General features: G+C 59.9%; 11 protein-coding genes. 3 read left to right on the forward strand and 8 right to left on the reverse strand.

Annotated elements, in window-relative coordinates:
* Positions 1-70 precede the first annotated feature (70 nt).
* Positions 71-1,648: a glutamine-hydrolyzing GMP synthase gene (gene guaA, locus LAB08_RS04825; protein ID WP_096513281.1), complete on the forward strand. Its 1,578-nt coding sequence runs from the start codon at positions 71-73 to the stop codon at positions 1,646-1,648.
* A gap of 125 nt (positions 1,649-1,773) precedes the next feature.
* On the opposite strand, the gene LAB08_RS04830 is transcribed toward guaA, so the two are convergent.
* On the reverse strand, positions 1,774-4,881 hold the full coding sequence (locus tag LAB08_RS04830; protein WP_096513280.1) for a membrane-targeted effector domain-containing toxin: 3,108 nt from the start codon (positions 4,879-4,881) through the stop codon (positions 1,774-1,776).
* Positions 4,882-5,099: 218 nt separating this feature from the next.
* Between LAB08_RS04830 and LAB08_RS04835 the strand changes: the two genes are divergently transcribed.
* Positions 5,100-6,476 carry a multicopper oxidase family protein gene (locus LAB08_RS04835; RefSeq protein WP_096513279.1) on the forward strand — a complete coding sequence of 459 codons (1,377 nt, stop codon included), beginning with the start codon at positions 5,100-5,102 and terminating at the stop codon, positions 6,474-6,476.
* Positions 6,476-6,973: a tRNA adenosine(34) deaminase TadA gene (gene tadA, locus LAB08_RS04840; protein WP_096515558.1), complete on the forward strand. Its 498-nt coding sequence runs from the start codon at positions 6,476-6,478 to the stop codon at positions 6,971-6,973. The genes LAB08_RS04835 and tadA overlap by 1 nt, the downstream gene beginning before the upstream one ends.
* Before the next feature lie 135 nt (positions 6,974-7,108).
* Here tadA and cmoB read toward each other — a convergent pair whose 3' ends face one another.
* From cmoB to LAB08_RS04875, 7 genes are all read right to left on the reverse strand, one after another.
* On the reverse strand, positions 7,109-8,065 hold the full coding sequence (cmoB, locus tag LAB08_RS04845) for a tRNA 5-methoxyuridine(34)/uridine 5-oxyacetic acid(34) synthase CmoB (RefSeq protein WP_096513278.1): 957 nt from the start codon (positions 8,063-8,065) through the stop codon (positions 7,109-7,111).
* Positions 8,062-8,841 (reverse strand): carboxy-S-adenosyl-L-methionine synthase CmoA, encoded by a 780-nt coding sequence (gene cmoA, locus LAB08_RS04850; protein WP_172901630.1) that lies wholly within the window; start codon positions 8,839-8,841, stop codon positions 8,062-8,064. Before cmoA ends, cmoB begins: the two co-directional genes overlap by 4 nt.
* Before the next feature lie 153 nt (positions 8,842-8,994).
* Positions 8,995-9,630 (reverse strand): lysoplasmalogenase, encoded by a 636-nt coding sequence (locus tag LAB08_RS04855; RefSeq protein WP_096513276.1) that lies wholly within the window; start codon positions 9,628-9,630, stop codon positions 8,995-8,997.
* Between the two features lie 2 nt (positions 9,631-9,632).
* Positions 9,633-10,025, reverse strand: coding sequence for a protease inhibitor I42 family protein (locus tag LAB08_RS04860; protein WP_096513275.1), 393 nt, complete (start codon positions 10,023-10,025; stop codon positions 9,633-9,635).
* A gap of 949 nt (positions 10,026-10,974) precedes the next feature.
* On the reverse strand, positions 10,975-13,392 hold the full coding sequence (lon, locus tag LAB08_RS04865) for an endopeptidase La (RefSeq protein ID WP_096513274.1): 2,418 nt from the start codon (positions 13,390-13,392) through the stop codon (positions 10,975-10,977).
* Between the two features lie 314 nt (positions 13,393-13,706).
* The gene (locus tag LAB08_RS04870) at positions 13,707-16,115 is read right to left on the reverse strand and encodes a glucose/quinate/shikimate family membrane-bound PQQ-dependent dehydrogenase (RefSeq protein ID WP_096513273.1); all 2,409 of its coding nucleotides are present in this window, start codon (positions 16,113-16,115) and stop codon (positions 13,707-13,709) included.
* Positions 16,116-16,327: 212 nt separating this feature from the next.
* Positions 16,328-17,710, reverse strand: coding sequence for a carbohydrate porin (locus LAB08_RS04875; RefSeq protein ID WP_096513272.1), 1,383 nt, complete (start codon positions 17,708-17,710; stop codon positions 16,328-16,330).
* Between the last annotated feature and the right edge of the window lie 233 nt (positions 17,711-17,943).

Genomic DNA, 17,943 nt, shown 5'->3' on the forward strand with positions numbered 1-17,943 from the left:
GCTGTTTTATTCAGCCCCGAGTTGTTTCTGAATCACGCCTGTTACTGAATGACTTAGACGAGACTGAATCATGGCCCTCGATATTCACGCTCACCGCATCCTGATCCTCGACTTCGGTTCCCAGTACACCCAACTGATCGCCCGCCGCGTGCGTGAAATCGGTGTGTACTGCGAACTGCACCCGTTCGACATGGATGACGAAGCGATTCGCGAATTCGCACCGAAGGGGATCATCCTCGCCGGCGGCCCCGAGTCCGTGCACGTGGCTGACAGCCCGCGCGCGCCGCAAGCCGTCTGGGACCTGGGCGTACCGGTCTTCGGTATCTGCTACGGCATGCAGACCATGGCCGAGCAACTGGGCGGCAAGGTAGAAGGGTCCGAGCTGCGTGAGTTCGGTTACGCCCGTGTCGACGTGGTCGGCAAGAGCCGTCTGCTGGACGGCATCGAAGACCACATCGACGCCGACGGCCTGTTCGGCCTCGACGTGTGGATGAGCCACGGTGACAAGGTCACCAAAATGCCGTCTGACTTCCACATCCTGGCCAGCACCCCGAGCTGCCCGATCGCCGGCATGTTCAGCGACGAGCGCGCCTACTACGGCGTGCAGTTCCACCCGGAAGTGACCCACACCAAACAGGGCGGCCGCATCCTGTCGCGCTTCATTCTCGACATCTGCGGCTGCGAAGCGCTGTGGACCCCGTCGAAAATTGCCGAAGACGCCATCGCCCAGGTGCGTGCCCAGGTCGGCACCGACAACGTGCTGCTTGGCCTGTCCGGCGGTGTTGACTCTTCCGTGGTTGCCGCGCTGCTGCACAAGGCCATTGGCGACCAGCTGACCTGCGTCTTCGTCGACAACGGCCTGCTGCGTCTGCACGAAGGCGAGCAAGTGATGGCCATGTTCGCCGAGAACATGGGCGTCAAGGTAATCCGCGCCAATGCCGAGGATCAGTTCCTCAACAACCTGGCCGGCGAGTCCGACCCTGAGAAGAAGCGCAAGATCATCGGCCGTACCTTCATCGACGTGTTCGATGCCGAATCCTGCAAACTGGACAACATCAAGTACCTGGCCCAGGGCACCATCTACCCGGACGTGATCGAGTCGGCTGGCGCGAAAAGCGGCAAGGCCCACGTGATCAAGTCGCACCACAACGTGGGCGGCCTGCCGGAAGAAATGAACCTCAAGCTGGTTGAACCCCTGCGCGAGCTGTTCAAGGACGAAGTCCGTCGTCTGGGCCTGGAACTGGGCCTGCCGTACGACATGGTCTACCGTCACCCGTTCCCGGGTCCGGGCCTGGGCGTGCGGATCCTCGGTGAAGTGAAGAAGGAATACGCCGACCTGCTGCGTCGCGCCGACCACATCTTCATTGAAGAACTGCGCAAAGCCGACTGGTACCACAAGGTCAGCCAGGCGTTCGTGGTGTTCCAGCCAGTGAAATCGGTGGGCGTGGTCGGTGATGGCCGTCGCTACGCCTGGGTCGTGGCCCTGCGTGCCGTGGAAACCATCGACTTCATGACCGCGCGTTGGGCACACCTGCCTTACGAACTGCTGGAAACTGTCAGCGGCCGCATCATCAATGAAATCGAAGGCATCTCCCGCGTCACCTACGACGTGTCGAGCAAGCCGCCGGCGACCATTGAGTGGGAATGATCCCACGCGAGCCTTGATGGCTTGAGTGCAGGCAATATCAAAGGCCGTGTGAAACGTTGTTTCACACGGCCTTTGTGTTTCTCTGAATCCAAATGACCCTGAGGCGCCTGTTTCAGGTTTCGGGTCTAAGCGGGGATGCGGCTTTGCAAAATCATTCCCATCCGATTAAGACCTCGGGACAACTGCTCCACGCTCGAGAAAGGAACACCGCTGACCTGAGGCCATGAAGGGCGATTGATAGTGCATTGGCCACCGGCCAGAGCCTCTACGGTGGTGCGGACAATTTCACTCTGATTGTTGCGGTGAACCAGGGTGTAGACACCGTCGGACTTCTCGAACAGGTACATCCCCGGACGATAAAGCAGCTTTGCAGTCTGTTGCTCGGTTCTGCTGACCGAGGCGGCTTCCAGTTGCAGGCGCAGGTCGGCGTGAAAGATCTCGACAGTCCCACGTGATACGTCGTTTGGGGCTGCGAGGAAGGGGCCTCTTTCGATTTCAATACCGGGATCAACTGCGACACTCTGTCCTTCTCCCGGATTGACTTCTTCAACCCGTAAGCCAATGCCACCTTCCAGTTCGCTGAGCCCCGCGAGCCCTTTGAAAGTGTTGGTGTTTTCAACCCCGGTCAACACCACCCATTTGCCTGGGGCGTTCAGTGTTCTATCCGCGAACATGATATCGCTCGTCAGGTGGTTCGCCATCATCTGCTCATCCACCGGCAACAAGGCTGATGGCCTTTTGTAGAACGCGGCACAGTCGGTTGCCTGAACACGAATACCGTTTTGCCTGGCAGTCTTGATCAACGCCAGCTCATTGAATTGACCGGCAGGATCTGTACCCAAACGGGTCAGGTACTCCTGCAGGTCATCGGACATGACGCCCGTGTTGAAGTAATCGTTCAGATCCGTCTGGGCAAAATCGCTGAGCAGGCGACGCACATAAATGGTTTTAACGCCTTGTTCAGCAAAGGACGGCATGTTCTCGATCATCAAACGCATGCTGGTGATCCGGTCCAGCGTTTCACCGATGACCAGGCCGGGAGCAGAACTGAAAATACGTTCAATCAGTGTATTGAGCGTTGTTGAACTGTTTACTGTCGGGATCGGCGGGCGCGGCGGCAGGTTGGCCCAGGGAAGATTTTGGTAGAAGCGCCGGGAAGATAACTGGAGTGTATTGGCTTTCTCGGCGAAATTCAGTGCATACCGATCCGGGGCAATCAGTCCTCCTTCCGGGCCAATGTGAAACTCAACATGAGTTTCGCGTATGCCCAACGCCCATTTTTTAAGCCCTCCCCTGGCTTGCGGTGCAACCTCATAGGAGGTTGTGACCAGTCGCGGCGCCGTCGATCTCGATGTGGAGGGTTGTGGTTCGGCTTCAGGCGCAGGCAGTTCGTCCACCACCACCTCAGGCTGCTGCGACCCACCTATCGCCCCCCTTTCCAGTTCAACCGGACATCCCTTGCCCAGGCATTGCCCACCTGCCTGTAACCGCAGTTTCACCATGCGCTCCCAAGTGCCTTCGGCATTCAGGCGAACCGGCAAAGCGTGGATGAACTGATTTGGTCTGACCGGATCGACGATCGCCCAATATCCGCCACCCTGTGAGTCGGGGAAGTAGCGCACGTAATAAGCGGTGTCATTCATCAAGATGGCGTAGGGCGGATCGGAATCGAGCCGGTAAATGCCCTGGAATTTCCCCGGTTCGGCGATCGGCGTTTCTCCCTCCAGCAGTTCATTGCATTGGTACTTTTGTGGTATTTCAGGTGACTGAATGGAGGTGGGGTCCATTTCCGGAAGAGGGGGTAACCGCGGCTCTGCCTCTTCAGGGACGGTTGCCGGCTCTTGCGGTGCTTCCACCGGTTTTTCCACTGGCGACAACTCGGCCATCTCAGCCGCTTCGGCGGCTTCGACTTCTGCACCGACCTCAGCCATCGACCCCACACCCGGCAGGAATGGCAAATTGAACAGCGCATCGATACCGCTGAAAATCGCCCCGATCACGCCTTGCTTGCGTTCTTCTGCGGTCTTGGCATTGACTGCCTGATCGATATTGAGCCCCATGTTGATCAGGCTGGCACCGATGACCGGCAACGCCACCGGCCAGCCCACGGCCGCCATCGGACCAAACACTTTCAGTCCCGCGCTCAGGTAACCGATCCACAATTTTTTCCGCAGATCACCATTGGAGGTCAGCGACAGGTCCGCTTCGGCGAACATCGCGGACCGGGTCGAATCCCTCAGCCAATTGAAGGCATCGCCGGTCACGTTCAGGTCTTTCTGATTGATCATGTGATGGTCGGCATGACCCCAGGTACTGACCAGGCGGTTCATCAGGTCAGTAATGTTCTCATTGATTGCCTGACGTTCGGCCAAGGGGAAATGATTCAAAAATGCGCGACGAGGGGCCTCGAAGTTCATCTGATTCAAGACCCACAAATGCATGTCCAGCGGCGTTTCGATGACCTGAAAGGCCAAGGCTTCACCGGGTACGTAAAGGATTTGCCGGCCCTTTGGGTCAAGGATGCGCAAGATGTTTGTCGCTACGTGGCCATCGATATCCAGGGAGCAAACCCGTAGATCAGAACCCAGCGACGTTTCGCGTTGCAGCATTTTCAATGTGACCGGCCAGGTCAGTGGGCCAATGACAGCGTTTACCGCTGTCTGAAAATCGACATCGCTCAGTTTTCCATTGTCCCGAGCCTCCACGGCCTTGCTCAGAAAATTGCATTTGGCCAAGGTGCGAAACTCGCTGGAGTAGTCATCCCAAAACCCTTGCAGCTTATTGCGGTAAAGCTCGCTGAAATTGATGTTCCAGAAGTCTTTCAATACCTCGTTGCCATGTAGATGCACTTCATTGGTGGCATCGAAGTTTTTTTCATCCGGCCCTGCGGTGTAGAAGCCGCCGTACAGGTTCAACAGGTCGGCATTATCTTGATCGGTGGCGCGGAATCGGTGAATGACCAGCTGTGTCAGGGTCAGGGATTCATAGGGCTTCTCGTCGTAATGCTGCCAACCGGTAAACGACGTCCCCACGCTCTGGGCGGTCTTGAACCGGTGGAAATAAACCTGGTCGGGGTCTAGATCGACGATGCCGTGCTTTACCAGCAGATTCGTCGCGACCTCGTGGGCGGTGTCCTGCAAACTCGGGCAGGCTTTGACCACATGGGCTGCGATGACCTTGAGCGCAGCCTTGTCCTCTGCGTTGGGCAGTGGACGGATTTCGATCGTGTTCATGGGCTCTCTATCCTTGAGAAATGAGGGCCGAGAATGACCCGATCACACAGCAACAGTGCACTGCATATGTAGCCCCCGACTTGATTCGATCTCGTGTAGCGAGTGGCCTGAGTGTGACCATCCGCCACGCCGCCCTTACCGTTTCTCAATCGCAGGTGTATCGTATTCGCCTTTTTCAGGCCCGGTGCCTGTCGCTGATTCGTGAGGTAGTTGAGTTCATGTCCTTTACCCGTCGCCAAATACTCGGTGGTCTGGCCGGCCTTGTTGTCGTTGGCGTGGGGGCAGGTGGCGCGTCGCGTTACTGGCTGGGCAAGAGGGCTGATGCCAATGCGGGGCACGACTATGAACTGATTGCTGCGCCGTTGGACGTCGAGTTGGTGGCCGGGCACAAAACTGAAGCCTGGGCGTTCGGCCCATCGGCGCCGGGCACCGAGTTGCGCGTGCGTCAGGGTGAATGGTTGCGGGTGCGGTTCATCAACCACCTGCCGGTGGCGACCACCATTCACTGGCACGGCATTCGCCTGCCGCTGGAAATGGATGGCGTGCCTTACGTCTCGCAATTGCCGGTGCTGCCCGGTGAGTACTTCGACTATAAATTCCGCGTGCCGGATGCCGGCAGCTTTTGGTATCACCCCCACGTGAACAGCAGCGAAGAGCTTGGTCGTGGTCTGGTGGGGCCGCTGATCGTCGAAGAACGCGAGCCGACCGGTTTCAAGTACGAAAAGACCTTGAGCCTCAAGAGCTGGCATGTTGACGACGTGGGCAACTTCGTCGAGTTCAGCATTCCCCGTGAAGCGGCCCGTGGCGGTACGGCGGGGCGCCTGGCGACGATCAATGGCGTGGCGCAAGCGGTCATCGATTTGTCGGCCGGGCAGATTACCCGGGTGCGTCTGCTCAATCTCGACAGCACGCTGACCTACCGCCTGAACATTCCTGGCGTGGAAGCTCAGATCTATGCCATTGACGGCAACCCCATCGAGCCACGGCCTTTGGGCAAGGAATACTGGCTCGGTCCCGGCATGCGCATTTGCCTGGCGATCAAGGCCCCGCCGGCCGGCGAAGAGTTGTCCCTGCGCAACGGTCCGGTACGTCTGGGCACGTTGCGCTCGGTGGCCAACAGTGACGCGCCGAGCGAGTGGCCGCCCGCGCTGCCCGCCAACCCGGTGGCCGAACCGGACCTGGCCAATGCCGAAAAACTCAACTTCAATTTCGAATGGGTGGGCTCGGTGTCGGTCAACGTCGACAACGGCAAGCCGCCCAGCCTGTGGCAAATCAATGGCAAGGCCTGGGACATTACCGACAAGACCTGCGCCGACCGCCCGATTGCCAAACTCGAGAAGGGCAAGAGCTACATTTTCGAATTGAAGAACATGACTCAGTACCAGCACCCGGTTCACCTGCACGGCATGAGCTTCAAGGTCATCGCCTCGAACCGGCACAAGATCATTCCCTATTTCACCGACACTTACCTGCTGGGCAAGAACGAGCGCGCGCAAGTGGCGCTGGTGGCGGATAACCCCGGTGTGTGGATGTTCCATTGCCATGTAATCGACCACATGGAAACCGGCCTGATGGCCGCCATCGAGGTGGCATGATGCGTCAGATTCGACCCGCCGCGATCATCGACCGCAGCCGTGACCGCGACTTCATGCGCGAAGCCCTGGCCCTGGCCGCCCAAGGTGCCGCGCTCGGCGAAGTGCCGGTGGGCGCGGTGCTGGTGCAGGATGGGGAAATCATCGGCCGCGGCTTCAATTGCCCGATCAGCAGCAGCGACCCCAGCGCCCACGCCGAAATGGTCGCGATCCGCGCCGCCGCCCAGGCCGTGAGCAATTATCGTCTGCCCGGCAGCACGCTGTACGTGACACTGGAGCCGTGCAGCATGTGCGCCGGGCTGATCGTGCACTCGCGGATTGCGCGGGTGGTGTACGGCGCGCTGGAGCCCAAGGCCGGGATCGTGCAGAGCCAGGGACAGTTTTTTACCCAGGGCTTTCTCAACCATCGGGTGTTGTACGAAGGCGGAGTACTGGCGGAAGAGTGTGGGGCGGTTCTGAGCGAGTTCTTCAAGGCTCGACGAGCCAAGCCTGCCATCTAAGAAAACAACATCAACCCCTGTGGGAGCTGGCTTGCCAGCGATGGCGTCGTCACTTCAAATATTGAAGTCGACTGATTCTCCGCTATCGCTGGCAAGCCAGCTCCCACAGGGTTATTCGATGTCAGGAGGATTGGGTTACTTACGGGCGACGATCACCGCCCGCATCGGTGCCGGCAGGCCTTCGATGGTCTTGCTGTGGTCCTCGGGATCGAGGAAGTCGCTCAACGACTGATACTTCATCCACTCCGTCCCACGCTGTTCATCGACGGTTGTCACGCTCACATCCACGCATTTCACATCCGTGAACCCGGCACGGCGCAGCCACAATTCCAGCGCAGGCACCGAGGGCAGGAACCATACGTTGCGCATCTGTGCATAACGGTCCTCCGGCACCAGCACCTGATGTTTGTCGCCTTCGACCACCAGGGTTTCGAGCACCAGTTCACCGCCCTTGACCAGGCAGTCCTTCAACGCCAGCAAATGCTCGATCGGCGAGCGGCGGTGGTAGAACACGCCCATGGAAAACACGGTGTCGAAACCTTCCAGATTCGGCGGCAGGTCTTCGAAGGGGAAGGGCAAGTGCCAGGCATTCGGTTCTGACAGATAGCGCTGAACGGCCTGGAACTGGCAGAAAAACAACCAGTTCGGATCGACCCCGATCACGCTGTCCGCACCGGCGCCGAGCATGCGCCACATGTAGTAGCCGTTGCCGCAACCGACATCGAGGATGCGTTTGCCTTTGAGATCCAGGTGCGGGGCGACCCGCGACCATTTCCAGTCCGAGCGCCATTCGGTGTCGACGTGCACGCCGAACAGATCGAACGGTCCCTTGCGCCACGGCGACAGGCCCATCAACGCCGTGCGCATTTGCGCGCGGGTTGTGTCGTCGCAATCGGTGTCCAGCTTCAAGCCATTGAGCAGATCGACTTCACTGGGCTGGATCTTCGGCAGGGCATCCAGCGCGCTTTGCCAGCGCTCCAGATCGCCATGACCCTTCTCCATTTTCTTGTCGAGTTGCGCTTGCAGGGTCTTGGCCCAATCGGCCAAAGGTGTGCCGGCCAGACGGCGGGCGAGGGGGGACAAATCAATCATGGCAGGGCAATCAACGAGGCAAAGTTAAGACACTGGAACCACGGCACGACTTTCGAGAACCCGGCGGCCAGCAGGCGCTCGCGGTGTTCTTCGAGGCTGTCGGGCTTCATGACGTTTTCGATGGCGCTACGCTTCTGGGCGATTTCCAGTTCGCTGTAACCGTTGGCGCGCTTGAAGGCGATGTGCAGGTCGGTGAGCAGCGCATGTTCTTCAGGGTCGTTGAAGCGCAGTTTCTCCGACAGAATCAGCGCGCCACCGGGTAGCAGCGATTGGCGGATACGGCTCAACAACGCTGTACGCTGGTCAGGGGCGATAAATTGCAGAGTAAAGTTCAGCGCTACTACCGAGGCAGGCTGGAAATCGAGGGCAAGGATGTCACCCTCGATCACTTCCACCGGCAGTAATTCCTGGAACATCGAATCCTGGCCGTTGAGGTATTCGCGGCAGCGTTCGACCATGGCCGCTGAGTTATCCACAGCGATGACGCGGCAACCATCGGTGCGCACGTGCCGGCGCAGGGCCTGGGTCACGGCACCCAAGGATGAGCCGAGGTCATAGAGCACACTGTTGGGCTGGGCGAACTGCGCGGCGAGCACGCCGAGGTTTTCCACGATGGTCGGATAGCCCGGCACCGAGCGCTTGATCATGTCCGGGAACACCCGCACCACATCCTCGTTAAAGGCGAAGTCAGGCACCTGGGCCAAAGGCTGGGCGAAAAGGCGATCGGATTCTTTGCTCACGGCGGTTCCGGCGGTATCGGGGGAAAAGGCCGGCATTTTAGCCAAGTTGGCGCGGAGATGCGCGGATTGTCTGATAAAGCGGTGGGCAGGCCCCGGATTTTTCGTCGCCTGTGATATTGCTTTCGCGAGCAGGCTCGCTCCCACAGGTACAGTGCAATCCCTGTGGGAGCGAGCCTGCTCGCGAAGAATTCAGCGCGGTTTGGTGCCGAACGCCGAAGCGGTGATACCCCATTGCCCCAGCCAGTAGCTGAGGATGATCACATAAGGCGCGGCATCGAACGGCACCACAAACCGGCTGATACCAATCACGCTGTCCGAGAACACGAATGCCACCGCGCCCGCCGCCGCCAATAGCGCCGAGCGCTTGGGTACATCGGTGCCCAGCCGGGCCAACGCGCGCCAGAGCATCGCGCTGATCGCCAGGCCATAGACGATCACCGGGATCAGCAGCGGCCCCAAGCCGTGGGAAATCAGAATCCCAAGCAACACCGCACCCACCCCCAAGGCGATGATCAGTGGCAACAGCGCCAACCGCCGGCAATCGCTCAAGTAAGCTTTCAGATAGGCCAGATGCGCGACCAGAAACGCCCCCAAGCCAAACACGAACAAATCTTCCGGCCACGCCAGCAATACATCGCCGAGCAGGGAGAAAATCAGGCCGAGGCTGATCCAGCGCCGATAGTCGCTGGGTGGCGCGTCGTGCAGCCAGCCGAGCAAGGCCAGTACCGGCAACGGTTTCACCAACAGGCAAAGCAGTGCGGCATGCACGCTCAGGCCGTAGAGAAACGTCACCGCGCCCATCAGCGCCAGAATCAGCCAGCCCACGGTCAGTTAACCGATATCGCGCAGTCGAAGGACTCCACCGGCAAAACCTCCGGGGCCCAAGGCTGTTGCGAGGTCAGGCGCAAGCGCCCGGTACCGGGGGCGAACGCCTGGAAACGCCAGGTCGAGATTCCGGCGGCACCGACTACGCCTGCGTCTTCGGGGTTGCTGTAGACCTCGGGGCTCAGAGCCCGCAACACGCCACCGGCCGAATCCTGAATGGCCCAGCGGTAGCCCGTGGTCGGGTTGCTTGGCAAGGTCAGGATCAGGTTTTGCCCATTGGTGAGTTTCACCGGGCATTCGCTTTGTTTTTCCACGGTCACGTTCTGTTTCGGTTGCGTGGCGCAAGCGGCCAGCAGCGCGAGGGCGAGGGGGACAAACAGGCGGGTGGGGGACATAAGGTCAGTGGCTCCGGCGTTCACGACGAACGGCGAGCATAACCGAGATAAGACAAATTGTGACAGTTGCCTGAAGTGGGCGTTGTGAGTGCCGACGCCTTCGCGAGCAGGCTCGCTCCCACAGGGATTTGCAGTGAACACACATTTTGTGAGCACCACCCACCACTGTGGGAGACAAATTGTGACAGTTGCCGGAAGTGGGCGTTGTGAGTGCCGACGCCTTCGCGAGCAGGCTCGCTCCCACAGGGATTTGCAGTGAACACACATTTTGTGAGCACCATCCACCACTGTGGGAGACAAATTGTGACAGTTGCCGGAAGTGGGCGTTGTGAGTGCCGACGCCTTCGCGAGCAGGCTCGCTCCCACAGGGATTTGCAGTGAACACATATTTTGTGAACACCACCCACCACTGTGGGAGACAAATTGTGACAGTTGCCGGAAGTGGGCGTTGTGAGTGCCGACGCCTTCGCGAGCAGGCTCGCTCCCACAGGGATTTGCAGTGAACACACATTTTGTGAGCACCACCCACCACTGTGGGAGACAAATTGTGACAGTTGCCGGAAGTGGGCGTTGTGAGTGCCGACGCCTTCGCGAGCAGGCTCGCTCCCACAGGGATTTGCAGTGAACACACATTTTGTGAGCACCACCCACCACTGTGGGAGACAAATTGTGACAGTTGCCGGAGGTGGGCGTTGTGAGTGCCGACGCCTTCGCGAGCAGGCTCGCTCCCACAGGGATTTGCAGTGAACACATATTTTGTGAACACCACCCACCACTGTGGGAGACAAATTGTGACAGTTGCCGGAAGTGGGCGTTGTGAGTGCCGACGCCTTCGCGAGCAGGCTCGCTCCCACAGGGATTTGCAGTGAACACACATTTTGTGAGCACCACTCACCACTGTGGGAGCGAGCCTGCTCGCGAAAGCGATCGCACAGACGCTACATGAGGGTCAGAACAGAACTTTCGCCACATCCGCAAACCGCTTGGCGAAGTGCACCGTAATGCCTTCCTTCAGATACTCCGGCAATTCCTCGAAATTCCCCCGGTTCGGCTCCGGCAGGATCAGTTCGAAAATCTTCTGCCGCCGCGCCGCAATGACCTTTTCCCGTACGCCGCCAATCGGCAGCACGTGCCCGGTCAACGTCAGTTCGCCGGTCATCGCCACGCCTTTTTTCGGGGGCTGGTTGCGTGCCAGCGAAAGCAGAGCGCTGGCCATGGTCACACCGGCGCTCGGACCGTCTTTCGGCGTCGCGCCTTCCGGCACATGCAGATGCACGAAGGCTTCGTCGAAGAACTTCGGATCGCCACCAAACGACTTCAGATTTGAGCTGACGTAGCTGTAGGCGATTTCCGCGGATTCCTTCATCACATCGCCCAATTGCCCGGTGAGTTTGAAGCCACGGTTCAACGTATGAATCCGCGTGGCTTCGATCGGCAAGGTCGCGCCGCCCATGCTGGTCCAGGCCAACCCGGTGATCACGCCGGTGCCGGACAGCACTTGCTCGTTACGGAACACCGGTTTGCCCAGCGAGGTTTCGAGGTCTTTCGGGCCGAGCTTGATCACCGCGTTCGGTTCGTCGAGCAGTTTCATCACCGCCTTGCGTACCAGTTTCCCAAGGTTTTTTTCCAGCTGGCGCACACCCGCTTCACGGGCATAACCGTCGATTAAAGCCTTGAGAGCATTGTCGCTGATGCTCAAGCTGCCTTTCGACACCCCGGCTTTCTCGAGCTGCTTCGGCCACAGGTGGCGCTTGGCGATGGCGACTTTTTCTTCGGTGATATAACCCGACAGGCGAATCACTTCCATGCGGTCGAGCAGCGGGCCCGGGATCGAATCCAGGGTGTTGGCAGTGCAGACGAACAGCACTTTCGACAGGTCCATCCGCAGATCCAGATAGTGGTCGAGGAACTCGACGTTCTGCTCAGGATCCAGGGTTTCCAGCAGCGCCGAGGCCGGGTCACCCTGGTAGCTTTGGCCCATCTTGTCGATTTCATCGAGCATGATCACGGGGTTCATCACTTCGACGTCTTTCAACGCCTGCACCAGCTTGCCCGGCTGCGCGCCAATGTACGTGCGGCGGTGACCCTTGATCTCGGCTTCGTCGCGCATGCCGCCAACGCTGAAGCGGTAGAACGGCCGGCCCAGGGATTCGGCGATGGATTTGCCGACGCTGGTCTTGCCCACGCCCGGTGGCCCCACCAACAGCACGATGGAACCGCTGATCTCGCCTTTGTAAGCGCCGACCGCGAGGAATTCGAGAATGCGGTCCTTGATGTCATCAAGGCCGGCGTGGTGTTTATCCAGTACCTTGCGCGCGTGCTTGAGGTCCAGTTTGTCCTCGCCGTACACGCCCCACGGCACCGAGGTAGCCCAGTCGATGTAATTGCGGGTCACCGCATATTCTGGCGAACCGGTTTCGAGAATCGACAGCTTGTTCATTTCTTCTTCAAGGCGTTTCTGCACCTGCGCCGGCAGGACTTTGCCCATCAGCCGCTGCTCGAACTGTTCGAGGTCGGCGCTGCGGTCGTCCTTGGTCAGCCCCAGCTCCTGCTGGATGACCTTGAGTTGTTCCTTGAGGAAGAATTCGCGCTGGTGCTCGCCGATCTTGCGGTTCACTTCGGCGGAAATTTCTTTTTGCAGGCGCGCGACTTCGACTTCCTTGCGCAGCATCGGCAGGACTTTTTCCATGCGCTTGAGCATCGGCACGCAGTCGAGCACTTCCTGCAGTTCACTGCCGGTGGCGGAGGTGAGCGCGGCGGCGAAGTCGGTCAGTGGCGAGGGGTCGTTGGGGCTGAAGCGGTTGAGGTAATTCTTCAGCTCTTCGCTGTATAGCGGGTTGAGCGGCAGCAGCTCCTTGATCGCATTGATCAGCGCCATGCCATAGGCCTTGACCTCGTCGGTCGGCTCGGTGGGCTGATGCGGGTATTCGACTTCCACCAGGTACGGCGGGCGATGGTGCTTGAGCCAGGTCTTGAGGCGTACGCGGGTCAGGCCCTGGGCGACGAATTGCAACTTGCCGTTTTCGCGGCTGGCGTGGTGCACCTTGACCAGCGTGCCGTACAGCGGCAGGGCCGAAGTGTCGAAGTGGCGCGGATTGTCCTGGGGCGTGTCCATGTAGAACAGGGCCAGGGAATGGTGTTCGGATTTGGCCACCAGGTCGAGGGTTTCGGCCCAGGGTTCTTCATTGACGATGACCGGCAGCACCTGGGCCGGGAAGAACGGTCGGTTGTGAATCGGGATGATATAGACCTTGTCCGGCAGGTTCTGGCCGGGCAGGGCGAGGCCTTTGCCGGTGGAGTGGTGCGGGGCGTTTTCCGGATCGGCGTACTCGCTGGGGTCTTCGGGGAATTCTTGCTGGTCGCTCATGGGGGCACCTGCGCAATGGGTATGGGTCTTAGATGGGGCAGGTTGGCGGTGGTTTCAATGATGCCTGGAGGTTAGTGGATCATTCGAAGGTGTATTCAGCAGGGATTCAGGTTAGCTGGATTTCAGGGCGACACCGCCCCCTGTAGGAGTGAGCCTGCTCGCGATGGACGTCAACGATAACGCTGGAAGCCTGGTACCCCGCGGTGTCCTTGCTACCATCGCGAGCAGGCTCGCTCCTACAGGGGGACGGTGGTGTGCAAAGAAAAAGGCGACTCCTGTTGGGGAGCCGCCTTTGATTTTACTGCCGCTGAAAACTATTCGGACAGTTTGTACGCAATCACATAGTCACCCTGCTTGGTGCCCAGCGAACCGTGTCCGCCGGCGACGACGAGCACGTATTGCTTGCCATCCTTGCCGGCGTAGGTCATTGGCGTGGTTTGCGCGCCGGCCGGCAGGCGTCCTTCCCACAATTGCTTGCCGTTTTTCACGTCGTAGGCACGCAGGTACTGGTCGAGGGTACCGCTCAGGAAAGCCACGCCACCGGCGGTGGTGAAGGTGCCGCCCAGGCTTGGTACGCCCATGCTCAGTGGAATCGGAACCGGCGAGCTGTCGCGCACGGTGCCGTTCTTGTGCATCCAGATTTTCTCATGGGTGGTCAGGTCAACGGCGGCCATGTAGCCCCAGGCAGGTGCCTGGCACGGCAGCCCCATGGGCGACAGCAGGGGTTCGAGCACCACGCCGTATGGCGCGCCTTTGTTTGGCTGCACGCCTTCGGTTTCGCTTTTGCGCGGGCCTTGGGCGGCGATTTCCGCGGCCGGGATCAGTTTGGATTTGAAGGCCATCCAGTCCGGGTTCACGAAAGCGATCTGGCGCACCGGATCAACCGAGATACCGCCCCAGTCGAATACACCGAAGTTGCCTGGATAAACAATCGAACCTTGCAGCGATGGCGGCGTGAACGGGCCGTCGTAGCGCATGGATTTGAAGGTGATCCGGCAAACCAGTTGGTCGAACGGGGTGACGCCCCACATGTCGCGCTCTTTCAACGGAGGCGGCATGAAATTGAGGTCGGATTTCGGTTGGGTCGGCGACGTGTGGTCGCCTTCCACCGCGCCTTGCGGCACTGGCACTTCGTTGATCGGCACGATGGCCTGGCCGGTGCTGCGGTCCAGTACGTAGATGCTGCCTTGCTTGGTAGAGGCCAATACCGCCGGCTTCACACCGCCCGCGGTTTTCAGGTCCATCAGGGTTGGCTGGCCGCCGACGTCCATGTCCCACAGGTCATGGTGGGTGAACTGGAAGTGCCAGCGCACTTTACCGGTGGCGATGTCCAGGGCGGTCAGGCCGGCGGCATGCAGTTCCGATTCAGGCGTGCGTGCGCCACCGAACTGGTCCGGGGTCTGGTTGCCCATCGGCAAGTAGAGCATGCCGAGTTTTTCATCGACCGCGAACATGGACCACATGTTCGGCGAGTTGCGGGTGTAGGTCTTGCCCTCGGCAATCGGCGTCGTATCGTCCGGTTTGCCGCTGTCCCAGTTCCACACCAGTTTGCCGGTGTGCACGTCGAAGGCACGGATCACGCCGCTTGGCTCGTCGGTGGAGACGTTGTCGGTGACGTGACCGCCAATCACCACCAGGTCCTTGGTGACCGCTGGTGGCGAGGTGGAGTAGTAACCACCGGCGGTGAAGCCGCCGATGTTGGCACGCAGGTCGACCTGGCCTTTGTCGCCGAAGTCTTCGCACATCTTGCCGGTGTCGGCGTTGAGGGCGATCAGGCGGGTGTCGGCGGTGGGCAGGAAGATCCGGCGCGGGCAGGCGCTGGTCACCGCTGCGCTGGCGCTGCCGGTCGGGCTTTTTTCCGAGGCGTACACGGCGTCATCGTGATAGGTCACGCCACGGCAAGTCATGTGCGCCCAACCCTTGAAGTTCGCCGCGTTCTGCGTGGAGAGCTTCGGATCGAAACGCCAGATTTCCTTGCCGGTGTCCGGGTCCAGGGCGATCACCTGGCTGTGCGGCGTGCAGACGTAAAGCATGCCGTTGACTTTCAGCGGAGTGTTTTCGGCGGTGGTTTCACCCGGGTCGTTCGGTCCTGGCAGATCGCCGGTGCGATAGGTCCAGGCCGGCACCAGTTTGTGCGCGTTCTGCGGGGTGATCTGCGCCAATGGCGAGTAACGGTCGCCGTGGGCGCTGCGGCCGTAGGAGTTCCAGTCGCCGTCCGGCATGGCCGGTGCGGTATTGGCCATGCCAGGCACGCTGTCGCGGTCCAGTTGACCCTTGATTTCACCGGGATTGGTGAACTGGCTGGCCAGCGCGGCAACACCGGCGATGACCACGGCCACGCTCAGCGCGCCGGTGCCCATGGGGGCGGCGCCTTCGCGCAGCAGCGGACGACGGAACCACGGCAGCAACAAGACGATGCCCAGTGCAAACAACATCGCCAGGCGCGGCACCAGTTGCCACCAGTCGAGGCCGACTTCCCACAGCGCCCACAGGGTGCTGGCGAACAGCACCAGTGCGTACAGGCCCAGCGCAGCGCGACGGGCGGCGATCAGCAGGACGCCGGTCAGTGCCAGGCCGATACCGGCCAACAGGTAATACAGCGAGCCGCCCAGCATGCTCAGCTTGATTCCCCCGGCCAGCATGGCCAGGCCCATCAGCAGAAGCAGGATACCGAGCAGGCTCGGCAGCAGACGGCTTCGACTCAAAGCACCATCAGTGCTCATAGTGTGGTTCTCCGTGACGTTTGATTAGTCCCGCGCAAGTTCACTGTAGATGATGATCCTGTGCGGGCAGGGTTCAGATAAAAGGTGTTCAGTCGATACGATTCGTTGTGGGAGCGAGCCTGCTCGCGAAAGCGGTGTGTCATCCGACGCTAATGTTGGATGTGATGGCCTCTTCGCGAGCAGGCTCGCTCCCACAGGTTTTTGCGTGATTCTTAGAACGAAGACTGGATCTTGATCCCGCCAATCAGCGCGTCGTCGACCTGGTCCACGCCACCGGGGTGGCGGATGTATTGCAGGTTGGGGCGCACGGTCAGCCAATTCGTGACGTGCACGCCGTAATAGAGCTCGGCGCTGTATTCGGTGTCCTGGGGCGGCAGGAACGTCGGATCGTCGAAGTCGAAAACCCCGTGGGCCTGATTGGTCGCCTCGGCGTTTTTGCGAAACGCGGGGTTGACGTGGACCCGGGCCAGGGCGAAGCCGATGTCGTCCTTGGCGCGGGCGTCGAACAGGCCTTTGTAGACGACACCGGCCTGGACATAGTTGTCGATGGCGTTGGTTTTCTTGTCGTGCATCGTCCCGTTGGCGAACACACTCAAACCCCGGCTGTTATCGCTGGCAACGCGGGTGATTTGCTGTTGGATGCCGAGCCACACACCGTGTTTGCTCGAGGCGCTGCGATAAGCCTCGCCACTCAGGGCGGCGGGCTGGCCATTGCTGTCCTTGTAGACATCGGTGGCATTGGCGCTGCTGTAGTAGTAACCGGCGCGGTATTCGCCCGGCAGGCCGTTGAGCTTCGGCGTCCACACCAGCTCCACCGGCAGAATCGCGCCCTGGGTGCCGCTGCCGCTGAGCTTGAAGCCGTTGTTGCGATCCAGGTTCGACGGGTTCTGCTCGTAGGCGCCGACCTGCGCGTACAGCTCAGGCGTCAGGTGATATTTGACCCGCAGCGCCCATTGGCTGACCGGCCAGTTGTACCAGATGTCGCCGACCCAGTTGCCGACCTGGGAGCCGCAGAACGCCAGGTTCTGGAAGTCGCAGGGGAAGCTGTTGAAGTCTTCGCCCTCACCGAAGCGACCGACCTTGATGTCGAGTTTCTGGTCGAAGAATTTCTGTTGGTACCACATCTGCGTCAACCGCCAGGTCTGCCCGCGCCCCCAGACTTCCTGGGCCGAGGTGAAGCCGCCGACCCGCGGATCATTGATGCGGTCGTTGCTGATGTTGTTGCCGTTGCGCTCGGTGATGGTCAGCTGAAATTCCGCGTCGTCCCAGCCGAGGATCTTCTGCAAATCCAGATGTGTGCCGAAGCCGAACTGGTCGCTGTAGCGTGCCGTCCGGTCATGGTCGTAACCACCGTGCAGATTGCTGCCCATTTCGCCGGTGTAATCGACCTTGAAGTCATAGCCTTTTTCCGCAAGCTCAGTGCGCGTGCCGTTCCAGTCGCCGAGCATCCACGGTGAGCCGCTATCAAAGGCCGGGGCGGCCTGGACACAGGTGGCGAGGCTGAATGCGGTGAATCCGCCGATCAGGTTCAGGGATTTGTGGCCAATGGCAGGCATAAAGACAGCGCTGTCTTTTGAGGTTTGTAAATCAGGCATTCTTGATCTTTTTCTGGGAAATGAACGGAAGCAGCAAAACTGAAGGGGATTGCGGAAGCGTTTCAGCAGAGGCGTGCGCAAGGATAATGTTCTGTTACAAATAGAGAAAGGGCTTTTACAGACATGCATCGTTTCGGATTTGGTAACAGTGCGCCTTCACACGCCTTGCTCCCACAGGTAATGCGCGTTTGACCTACATTAAACAGACCGCTTCCCCCCGACGTAGCCCTCGG

This window comes from Pseudomonas izuensis (assembly GCF_002356535.2).
GTDB lineage: Bacteria > Pseudomonadota > Gammaproteobacteria > Pseudomonadales > Pseudomonadaceae > Aquipseudomonas > Aquipseudomonas izuensis.